General features: G+C 66.1%; 14 protein-coding genes and 1 CRISPR repeat array. Of the genes, 9 read left to right on the top strand and 5 right to left on the bottom strand.

Translation table 11 applies throughout. The annotated features are described in order from the left end of the window. Positions 1-2 precede the first annotated feature (2 nt). From csb2 to BKA16_RS05215, 3 genes are all read left to right on the top strand, one after another. Positions 3-1,295 (top strand): type I-G CRISPR-associated protein Csb2, encoded by a 1,293-nt coding sequence (csb2, locus tag BKA16_RS05225; protein ID WP_183369664.1) that lies wholly within the window; start codon positions 3-5, stop codon positions 1,293-1,295. After that, positions 1,292-4,870 (top strand): type I-G CRISPR-associated helicase/endonuclease Cas3g, encoded by a 3,579-nt coding sequence (cas3g, locus tag BKA16_RS05220; RefSeq protein WP_183369663.1) that lies wholly within the window; start codon positions 1,292-1,294, stop codon positions 4,868-4,870. Before csb2 ends, cas3g begins: the two co-directional genes overlap by 4 nt. Before the next feature lie 51 nt (positions 4,871-4,921). After that, positions 4,922-5,865: direct repeats of the CRISPR family, unit length 29 nt; unit sequence GTCCCCTCCGCGCACGCGGGGGTTGGCCC. A gap of 531 nt (positions 5,866-6,396) precedes the next feature. Further along, the gene (locus BKA16_RS05215; protein WP_183369662.1) at positions 6,397-6,894 is read left to right on the top strand and encodes a hypothetical protein; all 498 of its coding nucleotides are present in this window, start codon (positions 6,397-6,399) and stop codon (positions 6,892-6,894) included. A gap of 7 nt (positions 6,895-6,901) precedes the next feature. Here BKA16_RS05215 and BKA16_RS05210 read toward each other — a convergent pair whose 3' ends face one another. Further along, complete coding sequence (locus tag BKA16_RS05210; RefSeq protein WP_183369661.1) at positions 6,902-7,936, bottom strand: LLM class F420-dependent oxidoreductase; 1,035 nt, start codon at positions 7,934-7,936, stop codon at positions 6,902-6,904. 91 nt (positions 7,937-8,027) lie between these two features. Between BKA16_RS05210 and BKA16_RS05205 the strand changes: the two genes are divergently transcribed. Genes BKA16_RS05205 through BKA16_RS05195 form a run of 3 tightly spaced genes read left to right on the top strand, consistent with a single transcriptional unit; the run spans position 8,028 to position 11,233 of the window. Next, positions 8,028-9,008: an OB-fold domain-containing protein gene (locus tag BKA16_RS05205; protein ID WP_183369660.1), complete on the top strand. Its 981-nt coding sequence runs from the start codon at positions 8,028-8,030 to the stop codon at positions 9,006-9,008. A 21-nt stretch (positions 9,009-9,029) separates the two neighbouring features. Further along, positions 9,030-10,064, top strand: coding sequence for a thiolase domain-containing protein (locus tag BKA16_RS05200; protein ID WP_183369659.1), 1,035 nt, complete (start codon positions 9,030-9,032; stop codon positions 10,062-10,064). Continuing rightward, a complete protein-coding gene (locus BKA16_RS05195) occupies positions 10,064-11,233 on the top strand; it encodes a thiolase domain-containing protein (RefSeq protein ID WP_183369658.1) in 1,170 nt (389 codons plus the stop codon). The genes BKA16_RS05200 and BKA16_RS05195 overlap by 1 nt, the downstream gene beginning before the upstream one ends. Positions 11,234-11,257: 24 nt before the next feature. Here BKA16_RS05195 and BKA16_RS05190 read toward each other — a convergent pair whose 3' ends face one another. Continuing rightward, entirely contained in the window at positions 11,258-11,605 is a 348-nt protein-coding gene (locus BKA16_RS05190) for a winged helix-turn-helix transcriptional regulator (RefSeq protein WP_343067284.1), read from the bottom strand. A gap of 112 nt (positions 11,606-11,717) precedes the next feature. Here BKA16_RS05190 and BKA16_RS05185 point away from each other — a divergent pair, with 112 nt between their 5' ends. Next, complete coding sequence (locus tag BKA16_RS05185; RefSeq protein ID WP_183369657.1) at positions 11,718-12,137, top strand: DoxX family protein; 420 nt, start codon at positions 11,718-11,720, stop codon at positions 12,135-12,137. Positions 12,138-12,237: 100 nt separating this feature from the next. Here the strand turns inward: BKA16_RS05185 and BKA16_RS05180 are convergent, their stop codons facing one another. Then, positions 12,238-12,681: a nuclear transport factor 2 family protein gene (locus BKA16_RS05180; RefSeq protein WP_183369656.1), complete on the bottom strand. Its 444-nt coding sequence runs from the start codon at positions 12,679-12,681 to the stop codon at positions 12,238-12,240. Between the two features lie 2 nt (positions 12,682-12,683). Then, on the bottom strand, positions 12,684-13,907 hold the full coding sequence (locus BKA16_RS05175) for a cytochrome P450 (RefSeq protein WP_183372911.1): 1,224 nt from the start codon (positions 13,905-13,907) through the stop codon (positions 12,684-12,686). Between the two features lie 217 nt (positions 13,908-14,124). Between BKA16_RS05175 and BKA16_RS05170 the strand changes: the two genes are divergently transcribed. Together BKA16_RS05170 and BKA16_RS05165 are read left to right on the top strand one after the other, a co-directional pair. Next, positions 14,125-15,288: a steroid 3-ketoacyl-CoA thiolase gene (locus tag BKA16_RS05170; RefSeq protein WP_183369655.1), complete on the top strand. Its 1,164-nt coding sequence runs from the start codon at positions 14,125-14,127 to the stop codon at positions 15,286-15,288. 5 nt (positions 15,289-15,293) lie between these two features. Next, positions 15,294-15,773: a nitroreductase family deazaflavin-dependent oxidoreductase gene (locus tag BKA16_RS05165; RefSeq protein WP_183369654.1), complete on the top strand. Its 480-nt coding sequence runs from the start codon at positions 15,294-15,296 to the stop codon at positions 15,771-15,773. 91 nt (positions 15,774-15,864) lie between these two features. On the opposite strand, the gene fadD8 is transcribed toward BKA16_RS05165, so the two are convergent. After that, positions 15,865-17,490, bottom strand: coding sequence for a fatty-acid--CoA ligase FadD8 (gene fadD8, locus BKA16_RS05160; RefSeq protein WP_183369653.1), 1,626 nt, complete (start codon positions 17,488-17,490; stop codon positions 15,865-15,867). Between the last annotated feature and the right edge of the window lie 64 nt (positions 17,491-17,554).

Below are 17,554 nucleotides of genomic sequence, written 5' to 3'. Positions count from 1 at the left end.
CGATGGCGCACATCAGAATCGACTTCGTGAACGATTCGATGTTCCATGGTCTGCGAGCCGACAGAACACCCGAATGGCCGCCGTCGCCGGTTCGGCTGATCGGCGCCCTACTGTCGGGCGCTCATCAACTCCAGTCCGGCGATGAGCGGACGCGAGCCGTCGCCGCGATCCAGGACCTCAGCGAGACACCACCACCGGTCATCCGTGCACCGAATTCCGTTTCCCTTGATCATCCCTCGACATACACGGAGAAGTCTGCGCCGCCGACATCGAAGATCACAGCCAACGAACTCAAGGCGTTCCTAGACCTCACCGCGCTCAGCGGATTGTCGACGTCGTCCCGCACACAGAAGCCGACGACCGGACGACTGCTTTCGGCGCCGATGATCGTCTATGACATCGGAGATCTACCGACCGAAACCATCACCGGGTTGCGCCTGGCGGCGACATCAGTCGGCTACTTCGGTCGATCGCAGGACCACGCGGTCGTCAGCATCGAAGTCGATTCTCCTGTGATCGAGGGAGGCATCTATGAGCGCTACATTCCCGAGTTCAGCGCCGATGGCCGAACACGCGGGTGGACGCCCGGCACAGTCGACTGGTTCGACCGCCGACACGATGCGATCATGCTCAATCCCGGACGACCTCTCCCCAGCGACGCAGGTGCGTTCCGTTCGCTGAGCTATCGACCTCACGGACCCGGATCACCGGCATCCGCGGCCCCGGCAGAAGCAGAGCTCACACCTGTCCTGTTCAGCCGCACCATCCGCCCCTCAGACGTCCATCGAATACTGCGCCGTCTCTCGGCCGACGACACCACTGAGATGTTTCCGCTGGTCAGCTTCAATGTCCGGTACCCCAAGTGCTACGGCGTAGCCGTCCGCGGACACGTCACCGATCGCCTGGCCGCGGCCGACCGTATCCACGAGGAACTCGGCTCGTTGACGTCCGAGGAACCGAGCAATCGGTTGTTCGAACAGTACAGCCGGATGAGACCATCCCGGCTGTGGGTCACGGCGACACCGATCCGGGCCTTCGGACATCGATTCGCGCTGGCCGACATCCTCGCTTCCGCAGTCGGCGCACCGGTCGAGGTACTCGCGGCCGATACCCGCCCTCTCGACGCCTGGCAACAGAAGTTCCCGGACCTCGACCTCACCGACGGACTCAGCCAGTGGTTCGTGAAGTTCACGACGGCCGACGACGTTGAGGCTCCCCTGCGTGTCGGGGCGGAGCTGACGCGGGGTTTCGGTCTGTGCGTTCCGATTCCGGGAAAGGCGAACACTGCGCAATGACCGAATTCCCCACATTCAGTGAGTTCTTCGCCGCTGTCACCGATACCGAACCGTACGACTGGCAGGTCGCGTGTGCAGAGCACATTGAGCGATCGGGGTGGCCGGACACGATCGACGTCCAGACCGGATTGGGTAAGACGTCGACCGTCACCATGGCTGTCTACGAACTCGCACGGCAACTCCACGTGGGCGGTCGACGATCGGCGCCACTACGCATATTTCACGTGATCGATCGGAACAGCATCGTCGAGCAGTCCGCCTGCGACGTCGAACGCGTTGCGAACGCGGTGAACACAGCGACCACAGGACCGCTGTACACCGTCGGCGAGACGCTGCGGTCGACCCTTCCCGAGTTCGAGCCAGGCCTGGCCGTCGCCCACGCCGTATATCGCGGTACACGTCGCTCCGGTCCCCGACTACGCGCTTTCGGATGCACGATCACGTCGATGACCGCACATCAGATGGTCTCCCAACTCCTGTTCCGCGGATTCGGAGTCAGTGCGGGGAGTCGCCCCATCCATGCCGGCCTCATCGGCGTCGACAGCTTGATCCTGTTCGACGAACCACATCTCAGCCAGCCGTCGCTGACAACTCTGTCCGACGTCGTACGTCTCCAGAGCGGCTCATCTGACCTGGGTGTTCCCCGTCTTCGCGTAGTCACCCTGGGTGCGACGACACGGCCCACAACCGATCTACGGACCGTGTTCCCGGGGCCACACCGACAGCACCTCCTGGCCGACGACACCAAAGTCGCTCGCCGGGTCGAAGCTAGTCGCGACATCACTCTCTCCGTCGTCGCGGGCAAGAGCGATGCGACGTTCGTCCGTCAGCTGGTTCGCCACGCGGTGGACGCTCACGCGGCGAATCCTCACGGCTCGGTCGGCATCATTGTGAACACTGTTGCCGTAGCTCGCGACGTCGCCAAGACGATAGCCAAGACGGTCGACGACGTCGTCTTCATGACATCGCGCGTTCGCCCCGTCGACCGAGCCGATGTTCAGATGCGACCTGGCAGCATCGTCGTCGCAACCCAGTGCATAGAAGTCGGCGTCGACATCGCCTTCGACACCCTGGTCACCGAGGCCTGCCCGATGCCATCACTGGTTCAACGGATCGGACGTCTCAACCGAGACGGCGAGCGAGCCGGCAACGGCTACCTCGTATCGGCGGAGTCGAGTAGCGGACCGATCGCCCGGGCGGGATCGGCCGCTGTGTACGGGGCGGAGCCGATCGTCGCAACGATGAAGCTGCTTTACGATCTGTCAGTCGACGGAAACGTCGACGCTTCCCTTGCGGCTCAACGTGACTGGCGGACCTCCGATCCGGCCCTGTGGCCTCCTGAGCAACGCCACGCGACGCTGACCCATGCAAACATTCCAAAGCTCACGATGACGAACCCGAGACTCTCCGAAGACCTGGACGTCGACGCATACATTCAAGGCCCGGATGCCGAGCCCGTGTCCGACGTACAGATCGCGTGGCGGGCAGACCTCGCGTCGCTCATCGACTGCCCGCCTCTCGCCGACGAACTGGTCAGCATTCCGATCTCCTCACTCCGCGACTTCCTCAACGGTCGACGGACCACCCCTGTGGGCATGTCGGACGCTGGCGGATCGGCCCCCGCCGACTCACCGGGGCAGTCGACCGGCCCGCGCCCGAAGGCGCTAGTACGAGGCGAGCACGACGCGTGGGCCGCTCCGAAGGGCCCGCTCTACCCCGGCGACGTTGTCGTCATCGATGCCGGAGACGGCGGCTACTCCACCTATGGGTGGGACCCGCAGAGTTCAGCGCGGGTCGCCGACATGTCCGCGGCGGTCTCTCTCCGTGGTGGGCGCGGGGGTGCCAGATCATTCCCTCTCCATGAGTCATCGTTGCGACAGGTTCTCACCGCCGACGATCTGCAACACGTCCTCGCGCTGATCGCGGACGCCGATCCCGCCGATCCAGAGCAACGAGCAGAGGTTCTGGCAGCGATGAACAAGTCGCTCGACGGCGTCGCCGCGCCGATCGACGCAGTCGTCGAAGGAACCACCGGCGGCCTCATCGCGCAGATCCGCAGCACCGTCGACCGCCGTTCCTCGACGGCCCGGCAGAGCCTCGCCGCTCACCTCGAACAAGTCGGCACATGGGCGTGCGCTGACGCCGGGTCCGTCGGACTCGTCGACCCGCTCATCGACGCGATAACGGCCGCTGCCCTGCACCACGACGATGGTAAGGCTGCGCCGACGTGGCAGCGTAGAGCGACCGGAGGCAAGTCCGTCGACGAACCGATTGCGAAATACGTTCGACAACTGCCACCGGGTCGCGTTGATTCGTATCTGCGAAGCCTGAGCTGCCCGTCAGGATGGCGCCATGACGCGCACAGCTTCCACATGAGCATCGGACGCAGTGATCCGATACTCGTCGCTCATCTCATCGCTTCGCATCACGGATGGTTCAGGCCGTTCGCACCGCCGGTGAACACTGACGGGTTCGATCTCACTGCGACGGAGGTCGATTCGCAACGATTCGGTGCGAGCCACGCCCGAGACTTCGAGACGTTGAACCGTCGGTATGGGCCTTGGGGGCTTGCATTCTTGGAAGCTGTCGTCCGGCTGGCGGACTGGCGGGCGTCCGAGCATCCGACGAATGTTTCTGCTCCCGAAACAATGCCGAATTTTGCTGCGTCAGAATCGAATTCGAAGTTCGAAGGACATCCGACGGAAATAATGCTGACCGGCTTGACCAGTACGCCGACCGCCGGATGGTTCGCCGTCTCTGGGCTCCTCGGCGCGGCGGAGAAACTGGGTATGACGGCCAAAGTTCGATGGCAGCCCCCGTCGGAAAGCGATCCACGCCCCATGGTCCCGGTGCTGAGGATCGGTGGAGACCTCAGCGCGCTCGTCGAGGAGGTGTGGACCGGCACCGACTTCACGCAGTCGGACAAGCTCGCCTCCGGTCTCCTCGGGCACCCATTGGTACCGAAATACCAGAAGACCGCGGCGACCGACGCGATCCGAAGTCTGCTGCTCAAGAGCGACGAGAACACGACGGCACTTGTCGCAGGGGTGATCAACGACGCGGTCCCGGCGAATCCGAAGATGGAGCTGGCGATGACTGCGATCAGCAATAACTCATCGTTCGGCAAGGTCGCTGTGGAAGCGCTGCAGGCGCCGGCAGAAGAGGCCGTGAAAGCTCTTCTCGACCCCGATGTCGGTTACACATACACGAACTGCGACGGCGGGTTCGACCGCTCCACAGTTTCCAATCCCCTTGTCAACGGTATCGGCGAACACGGCCGCCGGAGCACTCGAGGAGTGCTGGCACCGCTTGTCATGGAGGGATTCGCTGTGCTCGGCGCACCTCCGCGCGGGGGCCACGGTGTCCATGACCGCCAGTTGACGCTTCCACTTCCGACGCGGTTCACCGACCTACCCGAACTCCGCGCACTCCTCCTGGTGAGCGCTGGGATTCGGATTCCCCGCAGCTGGAGTTGGAAGTCGATCAGCTGCGATTGGCGGCTCGTCGCGACCAAAACCATGCTGAACAAGTACGACGCACATTGGGACGCGACGTTCGCGCAGCGTTCATCGTAGAAAGTGAACGTAGATCGGGTTGCGCCGACGGAAACGTGCAGGTCAAGAAGTGTCCCCTCCGCGCACGCGGGGGTTGGCCCCCTGAAACGGTGGGGTTCGGGAGACTTCGACGGTCCCCTCCGCGCACGCGGGGGTTGGCCCTCGACGTGACGACTGCCCCCAGTGATGTCGTGGTCCCCTCCGCGCACGCGGGGGTTGGCCTATGACGCGATAGAGAATGTCTATCGCACAGAAGTCCCCTCCGCGCACGCGGGGGTTGGCCGAGTTCGGAGAGGTGTCGGCGGACAGCTTCGTCGTCCCCTCCGCGCACGCGGGGGTTGGCCCGTGATCGACCCGGGTTGACCGTCGACGGCGACGTCCCCTCCGCGCACGCGGGGGTTGGCCCGGAGCCTCGTCCGGGCCGGTCAAAGTGAGCACGTCCCCTCCGCGCACGCGGGGGTTGGCCCGATCAAAGATCAACTCTTCAATCTCAGTTTGGGTCCCCTCCGCGCACGCGGGGGTTGGCCCCGACGCCCATATAACCCGACTGCCACATCCCAGTCCCCTCCGCGCACGCGGGGGTTGGCCCAACGACTGCGTCGCCGAGACGAGACAGATGGAGTCCCCTCCGCGCACGCGGGGGTTGGCCGTCGACGTTGCCGTTGCAGGGCGCGTCGGCGTGGTCCCCTCCGCGCACGCGGGGGTTGGCCGGACGACCAGCGGCCGGCGCTCGGCGGGCGGCGGTCCCCTCCGCGCACGCAGGGGTTGGCCGTCTTCCTTCTCCCGGCGATTCTCGATGTCGCCGTCCCCTCCGCGCACGCGGGGGTTGGCCCGGCGGCACCATTTTCGACGGCATGACGCGCACGTCCCCTCCGCGCACGCGGGGGTTGGCCCAGACTCGCTCCGGCGACCTTGTCTGCAGCGACGTCCCCTCCGCGCACGCGGGGGTTGGCCCGATCCAGCAGTAGAAGCGGCACGGCGGGCATGGTCCCCTCCGCGCACGCGGGGGTTGGCCCCATCGTCAGCACGCGCCCAGATGAAATCCCCCGTCCCCTCCGCCACGCGGGGGTTGACCTCAGCAGGACAGACTGCGTCGTCTCGCGGTGCTGTCCCCTCCGCGGACGCGGGGGTTGACCCATCAAGGACGGCAAGGACGTCGGCGACGGCTAGTCCCCTCCGCGCACGCGAGGGTTGGCCCATCATGCTCGGTATCGGATCGGAGTCCGTCGCGTCCCCTCCGCGCACGCGGGGGTTGGCCGTTCACGGCGGTCTCGACACCGGTCGAGAATCCGTTCCCTCCGCGCACGCGGGGGTTGGCCCATCGTGGTCGCGGAGAAGGGCTTAGACAACCGTGCCTGGTCCGCTCCACTCATCCGGTGTCGGTCTTCAGCCACGCCTCTACCCCCTGACACACGCCTCCCGCGATCGGTCGTTCAATCGCCCGACACGAGCCGACGGATGGTCGCCCTCGCTAACGTCCCCCGAACATCCGACGACATACCCACCAGGAAGAAGCTCGACGAGACTCGATCCGCGAGGAGCAGGCCATGCCGATCCGATCAACAGCTCGACACCCGATCCGACTTCGCGCTGCCGGAGCAGCAGCCGCCTGTGCACTGGCGGCGGTCACCGCCGGAGCGGTAGGCGGCGGCCAGGCGCATGCGGCCGATGCGAAGGAGTACCCGCTCCGCGACTGCATCAACATCAGCCCGAACATCGTCGATCTGCCGTATCTGCCGCACCGGGCGATCGTGTCCGAGTACGCGGGCACGACGTACATCCAGATCGACTACGGAAGTCTGTGGGTCGGTGTCGGATACGACTCGACGGCCCGCCTGGACTGGCGGAACCTGAACACGGGCAGATCGGGCACGATGGTCGACCACAGCAGGGTCCGACCACCGAACACCGGCGTGCACAACTACAGTCTCCCGCGCACGACGTTCGGCCCGGGAAAGGTGAAGCTCACGCTGACCACGACGAACTCGAACGCGCTGTGGTCGATTCCGGCGCGCAGCTGCAGCGGAACCGTCGTCGCTCCGTAGCCGCCGGTCACACCAGCGCGGCCAGTTCCCGGATCGTTCCGACGTCGCGGGCGGTGACCATCAATGTCGTGACGCCCGCGGCCTCCCACTGACCGATCTGCGCGCGCACCTCGTCACGTGTGCCGACGAGCATGGTCTCGCGGACCATCTCATCGGGTACGGCGGCGACCGCCTCCGCTTTCCGGTCGGACAGGAACAGGCGGCTCACCTCGTCGACGACGTCGCCGTATCCCATGCGCCGATACAGATCGGCGTGGAAGTTCTTCTCCTTGGCGCCCATCCCGCCGACATAGAGCGCCGTGGACGGGCGGTACCGCTCGAGAGCAGCGCCGACGTCGTCGGTGACGACGCACTGCGCATTGGCCGCGATCTCGAAGTCGGCGCGAGTGCGACGAGCATGCGGACGCGCGAATCCCTCGTCGAGCCAATTGTCGAACATGCCGGCCAATCGCGGGGTGTAGAAGACCGCGAGCCAGCCGTCGGCGATCTCGGCGGTCTGCGCGACGTTGCGCGGCCCTTCGGCACCGAGCCAGATCGGGATGTCGGCACGCAGCGGATGAGTGATCGGCTTCAGCGCCTTCCCGAGCCCGGTCACTCCGTCGCCGTCCGCCAATGGCAGCCGGTAGTGCGGGCCGTCGTTGGTCACGGGTGCTTCACGAGCGAGAACATTCCTCACCACCTGCACGTACTCCCGGGTCCGCGCCAACGGCTTACCGAACGGCTGCCCGTACCAGCCCTCCACCACCTGCGGCCCCGAGACGCCGAGGCCGATCACGTGGCGACCGCCGGACAGGTGATCGAGCGTGAGCGCGGCCATCGCCAGTGAGGTCGGCGGTCGCGCCGACAGCTGGGCGACGGCGGTGCCCAGTCGAACCCGCGAGGTCTGCGATCCCCACCAGGCGAGCGGCGTGTAACAGTCCGAGCCCCACGACTCGGCCGTGAACACCGAGTCGAAGCCCGCGTCTTCCGCCGCGACAACGAGTTCCGCCGCGTTCGGGATGGGACCCGCTCCCCAATAACCGAGCTGCAAACCGAGTTTCACTCGCACGCCTTTCGTCGGAACCCTTGCCGACAATACTAGAACGTGTTCTATTTGAAGGGTGACCATTAGTGCTGAACGCTCGAGTCCCGAAGTGTCCGTGCCCGCACCGGAGTCGACCATCCTGTCCGCGGAACTGACCAATTCCTTCGACTACACGCGATCCCTCGGACCGGTGCTGTCACAGTTCGCCCTCGCGCTGCGCGACGGTCGGATCGTCGGCAGTCGCGGAGCCGACGGCCGCGTCACGGTGCCCCCCGCCGAATTCGATCCGGCGACCGGGTCCGCGACCGCCGACATCGTCGAAGTCGCGTCCGTCGGCACCGTGCAGTCGTGGACGTGGCAGCCGTCGCCGACGGAGGGTCAGCCTCTCGACCGACCGTTCGCCTGGGCGTTGATCGACCTCGACGGCGCCGACACGTCGCTGCTGCACGCCGTGGCGGCGGACTCTCCCGACCAGGTGAGCACCGGGGCGCGGGTCCACGCCGTCTGGCGGGGCGCCCGGACCGGACGCATCGACGACATCGCCCACTTCGCACTCGGCGACTCCGCCGAGGCGGCCGCCCCCTCCGACGGCGAACCCATCGCCGACGAGGCGGGCGACGTCGTGATCACCACGCCGATCGCCATGTCGATCGAGCACTCCGCCACCGAGCAGGAGTCGTGGTACCTCGAAGGACTCAAGGCCGGACAGTTCATCGGCGGACGAGTCTCGACCGGTGAGGTGTACTTCCCACCGCGCCAGGTGAGTCCGGCCGACGGGTCCCCGACCGTCGAGCGCGTGACGCTCCCCGACTCCGGCACCATCACGACGTTCTGCATCGTCAACGTGCCGTTCCTCGGGCAACAGATCAAACCGCCGTACGTCGCCGCCTATGTGCTGCTCGACGGCGCCGACATCCCGTTCCTGCACCTGATCCTGGACGTTCCCGCCGACGAGGTCCGCATGGGCATGCGCGTCAAAGCGGTCTGGCGACCGCAGGCCGAGTGGGATCACACGCTGCGGAACGTGAGCCACTTCGCCCCGACCGGCGAGCCGGATGCCGACTTCGAGACCTACCGAAACCACCTCTAGATTCCGCGAAAGGAGACTGACATGACGGACTTCCCGCGGATCGCGGTGGTCGGATTCGCCCACAGCCCGAACGTTCCCTCCACCCACGGCACCACCAACGGTGTCGAGATGCTCATCCCCTGCTTCAACAGGTTGTACGACGACCTGCGGATCAGCCGCACCGACATCGACTTCTGGTGCAGCGGATCGTCGGATTACCTCGCCGGACGCGCGTTCTCGTTCATCTCGGCGATCGACGCGGTCGGCGCCGTTCCCCCGATCAACGAGTCGCACGTCGAGATGGACGCCGCCTGGGCGCTCTACGAGGCGTGGGTGAAGATCGCGACCGGCGAGGTCGATCTGGCCTTGGCCTACGGTTTCGGCAAGTCGTCGGCCGGCGACATGGACCGCACGCTCGCATTGCAGACCGACCCCTACACGGTTGCGCCGCTGTGGCCGGACGCGCCGTCGCTCGCCGGACTGCAGGCTCGGGCGGGCATCGACTCCGGTGCGTGGACCGAGACCGACATGGCGCAGGTCGCCGCCCGCACCGACGGCCCCACCGTCGACGATCTGCTCTCGACCGACTATGTCCGGGAGCCCCTGCGCGCACACGACATCGCTCCGTACGCCGACGCCGCCGCGGCCGTCGTGCTGGCCGGTGAGGAACGCGCTCGCGAACTCGTCGAGAATCCGGCGTGGGTCACCGGCTGGGATCACCGGATCGACACGCCCAACTTCGGAGCCCGCGATCTGACCAGGTCGCCGTCGACGAAGCTGGCGGGCGACACCGCGTTCGGCGATCGCAGTCGCGACGTCGACGTCGCCGAGATCCACGCGCCGTACACGCATCAGGAGCTGATCGTGCGTCGTGAGCTGGGTCTCGGGTCGAACACCCGGATCAACCCGTCCGGCGGGGTGATGGGCGGAAACGCCCTGTTCTCCGCGGGTCTGCAGCGCATCGGGTACGCCGCACACGCGATCCTCGGGGGCGATGCGCGCACCGCGGTGGCGCACGCGACGAGCGGTCCACTGCTGCAACAGAACATGGTGCTCACGTTGGAAGGCGAGAACTGATGGCCCGCAACCGCGCCGCCGTGCTGGGCACGGGGCAGACCAAGTACGTCGCCAAACGCCATGACGTCACAATGGCCGGACTGTGCCGGGAGGCCATCGATCGAGCCCTCGACGACGCGCAGGTGAGTCTGGACGACATCGACGCGATCGTCATCGGCAAGGCGCCCGACCTGTTCGAGGGATCGATGATGCCCGAACTCGCGATGGCCGAGGCCATCGGCGCCGTCGGCAAGCGCCTGATCCGCGTGCACACCGCCGGATCGGTCGGCGCGTCGACCGCGGTCGTCGGATCGTCACTGGTCAGCAGTGGCGTGCACCGCCGTGTGCTGGCGCTGTCGTGGGAGAAGCAGTCGGAATCGAACGCCATGTGGGCGCTGTCGATTCCTGTTCCGTTCACCATGCCGGTGGGTGCGGGCGCCGGCGGATTCTTCGCCCCCCACGTGCGCGCCTACATCAACAATGCGAAGGCGCCATCGCACATCGGCGCGATCGTCGCGGCCAAGGACCGCCAGAACGGGTCGCTCAATCCGCTCGCCCACCTGCAGCAGGGTGACATCACCGTCGAGAAGGTCCTGGCCTCGCAGATGCTGTGGGATCCGATCCGCTTCGACGAGACCTGCCCGTCCTCCGACGGCGCCTGCGCCGTGGTGATCGGCGACGAGGCGGCCGCCGACGACGCGATCGCCGAAGGCAGACCCGTCGCGTGGATCCATGCGACGGCGATGCGCACCGAGCCGCTGTCGTACTCGCATCGCAACGTGGTGAGCCCGCGGGCCGGCCGCGACGCATCGGCCGCGCTGTGGAAGGCCGCCGGCATCACGAATCCGCTCGACGAGATCGACACCGCGGAGATCTACGTGCCGTTCTCCTGGTTCGAGCCGATGTGGCTGGAGAACCTCGGCTTCATGCCCGAATACGAGGGGTGGAAGCTCACCGAGGCAGGCGAGACCGCGATCGGCGGCAGACTGCCGGTCAACGCGTCGGGCGGCGTGCTCTCATCGAACCCGATCGGCGCGTCCGGCATGATCCGCTGCGCCGAGGCGGCCATCCAGGTGATGGGCAAGGGCGGTGCCCACCAGGTGCCCGACGCGCGCAAGGCTCTCGGCCACGCCTACGGTGGCGGCTCGCAGTACTTCTCGATGTGGGTCGTGGGCGCGGACAAACCGTAGCGAGCGCCGCACGGATCGGCGCGGCTATCGCCCGCCGATTCCGCGGCTCATCGCATCCTCCACCACCGTGATCAGCGTCCGCACCGCGGCCGCCACCCCGACTCCGGCCTCGGTCAGTTCGTACGTCGGATGCGAATGGGACGACATCGTCCGCACCGCGATCCCGTCGTCGCACAATGTCTTGAGCGTCTGGGTCAGCATCCGATCGCTGATGCCCTGCACCTGATCGCGGATCTCGCCGAATCGGTGCGGCCCTTCGTTCAGGCTGCCCAGGACCAGCGCGCCCCATTTTCCGGTCACATGCTCGAAGACGGCCCGCGACGGGCACATCTTCGCGAACACGTCATACGGTGGCATTTCATCATCGGGCACAGGGTCAATGTACGCCCTCACTTGAACTTACTAAAGGTAAGTGGTTTCATCGTGTGGTCCGTTCGCAGGAAGCACTTGGAGAGAGTGCTCCGACCTTTCCAGGGAGCTACACATGAATCCGCTCAAGCACGCGCAGGGCCTGTCGACCACCGTCGCCCGGGTCATTCTCGGCATCATCTTCCTGGCCCACGGCTGCCAGAAGTTCTTCGTCAACGGGATGGACGCCACCGCTTCGGGATTCGACGCGATGGGAGCCCCGCTGCCGACGTTGTCGGCATGGGTGGCCGCGATTCTCGAGTTCGGCGGCGGCATCTTGCTGATCGTCGGCATCGCCGTCCCGCTGGTGTCCCTGCTGCTGATCCTCGACATGATCGGCGCGATCTTCATCACGCACATCGACAACGGTTTCTGGTCCTCCGACGGCGGCTACGAGCTCCCGCTCGCCTTGATCGCCGGCCTCATCGCCGTCGCCATCGCCGACCAGGGCCTCGCCTCCGTCGACTCCCACGTGTTGAAGCGTTTGAAGAAGTAGGGATCTCGACTCCGCTCGGCCGGCGAGCCGGGCGGGAACGAACAGCAGAGCGAGCCCGACGACCGAATGACGGTCGTCGGGCTCGTCGCGTAGAGCTCGGCTAAGCGGGCCGCAGGGTGGCCATCGTCTCCGCCACCTCCCAGAACGCCCGCAACGCCACCAGGTCGCCGTTGTCGTCCGCCTTGTAGGTGAAGACTCCGTGCGATTCGGAGACGTGGCCGCCGATCCGGGTCACGATCTTCCCGATGTAGGCGACCTCGTTGCCGCAGATGATCTCCTTGTCGAAGACGAAGTCGATCTTCTCCGTGGTGCCGATGGTGATGTCCCAGAAGTTGGCGAGCCCTTCGGCCCCGGTGTGTCCGACGCCTCTCTCGTCGAACATGGAGGGCCCGACCGGGTCCTCCACGACGGCGTCGGCGGCGAAGTTGGCGAGCCAGGCGTCCTTGTCGCGCGCTTGCACGGCTTCCCGTGAACGCCGTCCGGCGAGTACTGCCGGATGGTTCTCGCGGTCGATGTTCAGGTAGGACGGGAGTTCGTCTGCCATGGTCACTCGGTTCCGTAGTCGACCTGGAGTTCCTTGATGCCGTTGATCCAGCCGTGGCGGAGCCGGTTGGGCTCGCCGAGCTTGGTGATGTCGGGTACGAGGTCGGCGATGGCGTTGAACATCAGGTTGATCTCCATGCGAGCCAGGTTGGCGCCGATGCAGAAGTGAGTGCCGTTGCCGCCGAATCCGACATGCGGGTTGGGGTCGCGCATGATGTTGAACGTGTACGGATCGTCGAAGACGTCCTCGTCGTAGTTGGCCGATCCGTAGAAGAGCCCGACGCGCTGCCCCTGCTTGATCTCGGTGCCACCGACGGTCGTGTCGCGCTTGGCGGTGCGTTGGAAGCAGTTGACGGGGGTCGCCCAGCGGACGATCTCGTCGACGGCGGTCGCCGGCCGCTCCTTCTTGAACAGTTCCCACTGGTCGGGGTTGTCCAAGAACGCGTTCATACCGTGCGAGATCGCGTTTCGAGTGGTCTCATTGCCCGCGACGGTGAGCAGGATGAAGAAGAACCCGAACTCGGCGTCGTCGAGAGCATGACCGTCGATGTCGGCCTCGATGAGCGTGGTGACGATGTCGTCGGCCGGGCACTTGCGACGCTCCTCGGCCATGTTGTAGCCGTAGCCGAGGATCTCCATGTTGGCGGTCATCGGATCGGGCTCGAAGTCGGGATCGTCGGCGTTCATCATCGCGTTGGACCACTGGAACAGCTTGGCGCGATCGACTTCGGGCACACCGAGCAGATCCGCGATGGCCAGGAGCGGCAGGTCGACGGCGACCTGTTCGACGAAGTCGCCCTTGCCCTCCTCCGCGGCCTTGGCGACGATCCGGCGGGCTGCCTCGTCGAGCTTGTCCTCCAGAGCGTGAACGGCTTTGGGAGTGAAGGCCCGCGAGATGATCTTGCGGAGTCGGGTGTGCTCGGGCGGATCGTGGTTGATCAGCAGCGCCTTGGTGACTTCGAGCTGATCGGCGGGCATGTCGTCCTCGAACCGCATGATGACGCCGTTCGCGTTCGTGGACCAGTCGTCGGCGTTCTTGGAGATCTCCCGGATGTCGTCGAGCTTGGACACCACCCAGTAGCCACCGTCATGGAAGCCTCCGCCCTTCCCGGGGAGTTGCGCGTTCCACCAGACGGGGGCGGTCTTGCGGAGTTCGGCGAACTCCTTGACAGGGATCCCCTGCTGCAGCAGGTCCGGGTTCGTGAAATCCCAGCCCTCCTGATGCATGAACGGGCACCCACCTGCGGACTCCTGTGACGGGCCCGCAGCTTCGATGCTCTGCGCCTGGGTCACGTCATCACCTCATTTCAAAGGGTCGCGGGCTTCGCGCTCAAACGAGAACCCGTTACAATTTGCTGTAGCTCACACTCTGCCACACTGGATAGACGCGAACAAGAACTTGTTCTAGTTTTAGTGGAATCGATCTTCTGGAAGGACGTGTGACATGGGTGTACCGGTAATCGTCGATGCGGCGCGAACACCGATCGGAAAGCGAAACGGGTGGCTGTCGGGTCTGCACGCGGCCGAGTTGCTCGGCGCCGCGCAGACCGGATTGATCGCACGTGCAGGCATCGATCCGGCGTTGGTGGAGCAGGTCGTCGGCGGCGCGGTGATGCAGGTCGGCGAGCAGGGCAACAACGTCACACGGACGGCGTGGCTGCACGCCGGACTGCCGTGGCAGACCGGTGCCACCACCATCGACTGCCAGTGCGGATCGGCTCAGCAGGCCAATCATCTCGTCGCGGGCCTCATCGCGTCCGGTGCGATCGACATCGGCATCGCGTGCGGCATCGAATCGATGTCGCATGTGCCGCTCGGTGCGAACGTCGGCACGGACGCGGGACCTCGTCGCCCGGAGTCGTGGAGCATCGACATGCCGAATCAGTTCGAGGCCGCCGAACGCATCGCACAACGACGCGGCATCACCCGCGACGACGTCGACGAACTCGGCGTTCGATCGCAGGCGAACGCCAAGCGGGCCTGGGACGAGGGCCGATTCGATCGCGAGGTGCTCGCCGTCAAGGCGCCCGAGCGCACCCGCGACGGCGAACTCACCGGGCAGATCCTCGAGGTCGTCAAGGACCAGGGACTGCGCGAGACCACTCGCGAGTCGCTCGCCTCGCTGAAGCCGGTCATGGAGGGCGGCATCCACACCGCGGGGACGTCGTCCCAGATCTCCGACGGTGCGGCAGCCGTTCTGATCATGGACGAGGACAGGGCTCGTGAACTCGGTCTGACTCCCCGCGCGCGTATCAAGAGCCAGGCTCTGGTCGGCGCCGAACCGTACTATCACCTCGACGGCCCGGTGCAGTCGACGCAGCGTGTGCTCGATCGGACCGGTATGAGCCTGAACGACATCGACGTCGTCGAGATCAACGAGGCGTTCGCATCGGTCGTGCTCAGCTGGGCGCAGGTACACGGCGCCGATATGGACAAGGTCAACGTCAACGGCGGCGCCATCGCGCTCGGCCACCCCGTCGGCAGTACCGGCTCACGTCTGATCACCACTGCCCTGCACGAACTGGAACGCACCGACGGTCAACACGCACTGGTCACCATGTGCGCGGGCGGGGCGCTCTCGACGGCGACGATCCTCGAACGAATCTGACCCCGATGGACGCGAACAACCGTCCGACGCAGTTGGATTCACCGATCGTCGCGCGAGCCGTCAAGTACGGGTCCCGTCTGAACACGAGTCTGTACCGGCTCACCGGAGGTCGTCTCGGAAAACGGTGGCGGGTCGGTGCGGCCCTGCGCAAGCCCGTTCCTGTCTGTCTGCTGACGACGACCGGCCGCAAGTCCGGCCGGACGCGGACCGTTCCACTGCTGTATCTGAGCCGTGGCGAGCAGATCGTGCTCGTGGCGTCCCAGGGCGGACTGCCCGCCAATCCCGCGTGGTATCACAATCTGAAAGCCGATCCGGCGGTGACGATCCAGTTCGGAGCGGACACCGGCGAGTACACGGCGCGGATCGCCGATCCGACCGAGCGCGCCGAACTCTGGCCGACGCTGGTGGAGCTGTACGCCGACTTCGACACGTACGCGGCGTGGACGGAGCGGACGATTCCGGTGGTGGTCTGCGAACCCCGATGACCGCGAGAGGTGTCGGACGGCGAGTGCCGTCCGACACCTTCGTGCGATCGCCGTCGCCGCGCCGGCCACAACGTGGGCGCGGCGACGTCGATCATCCCACTGAGCGCTCGAGACCCTCCCAGAACTGAGCGCGCAGAGCCTTCTTGTCGGGCTTACCGAGCGCTGTCAACGGCAGCGCGTCGGTGAACACCACCCGCTTGGGCGACTGTACGCCACCCTTGCGGCCTTTGACCGCCGCTTGGATCTCCTCGGTGATTCTGATTCTGTCATCGCCGGTCTCGTCGGCGCCCGGACGCAGTACGACGACAGCGGTGACCGCCTCTCCCCACTTCTCGTCGGGCACCCCGATCACCCCGACCTGGGCGACCGCCGGGTGCTCGGCGACGACGTCCTCGACCTCACGCGGGAAGACGTTGAAACCTCCGGTCACGATCATGTCCTTGGTGCGGTCGACGATGAACCAGAAGCCGTCCTCGTCCTCGCGGGCGACGTCGCCGGTGTGCAGCCAGCCGTCGGCGAAGGTCTCGGCCGTCTGCTCCGGCAGGCCGAGGTAGCCGCCGGCGAGCAACGGTCCGGACACGCAGATCTCGCCGGGCTCACCCGGTGCGACGGGCTCGCCGTCCGGGCCCGCGAGCTTGGTCCGAAGGAATGCCGACGGGCGTCCGCAGCTGCCGAGTCGCGCCCGATCGTGCTCGTCCTTGCGCAGGTAGCTGATGACCATCGGCGATTCGGACTGGCCGTAGTACTGGGCGAAGATCGGCCCGAACCGCTCGATCGCCTCGGCCAGCCGTACCGGGTTGATCGCCGAGGCGCCGTAGTAGACCGTTTCGAGGGACGAGAGGTCGCGGGTGCGCGAGTCCGGATGGTCCATGAGCGCATAGATCATCGACGGGACGAGCATCGTCGCCGTGATGCGCTCGCGCTCGATCGTCTCGAGGACCTCCGCCGGATCGAACTTGCCGAGCACCAGCATGGTGCCGCCCTTGATCAGCGTCGGCACGAAGAACGCCGCACCCGCGTGGGAGAGCGGTGTGCACATGAGGAAGCGCGGCCGCTCCGGCCACTCCCACTCGGCGAGCTGGATCTGGGTCATCGTCGACATCGCGCGGGCCGTGCCGATGACACCCTTCGGCTTGCCGGTGGTACCACCGGTGTAGGTGATCGAGACGACGTGTTCGGGGTCGAGGACCTTCGCGGTCAGCGGGCCGGCGGCGAAGCCGTCGGCGGCCGCGATCAGGTCGACGCCGACGTCGGCGAGTTCCGGCGGCACCGGACCGAGCGTCAGGATCTGGGTGAGGCAGTCGACCTTCTCCAGCAGCGCGACGGCACGGTCGACGAACATCGGCACCGGGTCGATGATCAGGGTGCTGACTCCGGCGTCCGACAGGACGTACGCGTGGTCGTCGGCCGAACCCAGTGGGTGCAGGGCGGTTCGTCGCCACCCTTGCGTCTGACCGGCGCCGACGACGAAAAGCACCTCCGGACGGTTCAATGCGAGGAGCCCGACCGCCGTACCGGTCCCCGCCCCGAGCCCCTCGCATGCCTGTACGTAGCGGCTGATGGCGTCGGCCATCTCCCGCCCGGTCAGTTCGGTGTCGCCGAGTTGCAGAACCGGACTGTTCGCGTGGCGTTTGAGCGCTGCGACCATCAGATCGCCCAGATGCACCGGAGTGTGCAGCAGTCGGTCGTCGGGGATGGTCGCCTGTTCTCCAGTCATGTGAACCACACTAGAACGTGTTCTAGATTTCTGTAAATGACTCGCCGAAACACGTTGCAGCAGG

It is taken from the genome of Gordonia humi (assembly GCF_014197435.1).
Classification (GTDB): domain Bacteria; phylum Actinomycetota; class Actinomycetes; order Mycobacteriales; family Mycobacteriaceae; genus Gordonia; species Gordonia humi.
This window is presented reverse-complemented; position numbering and strand designations above follow the sequence as displayed.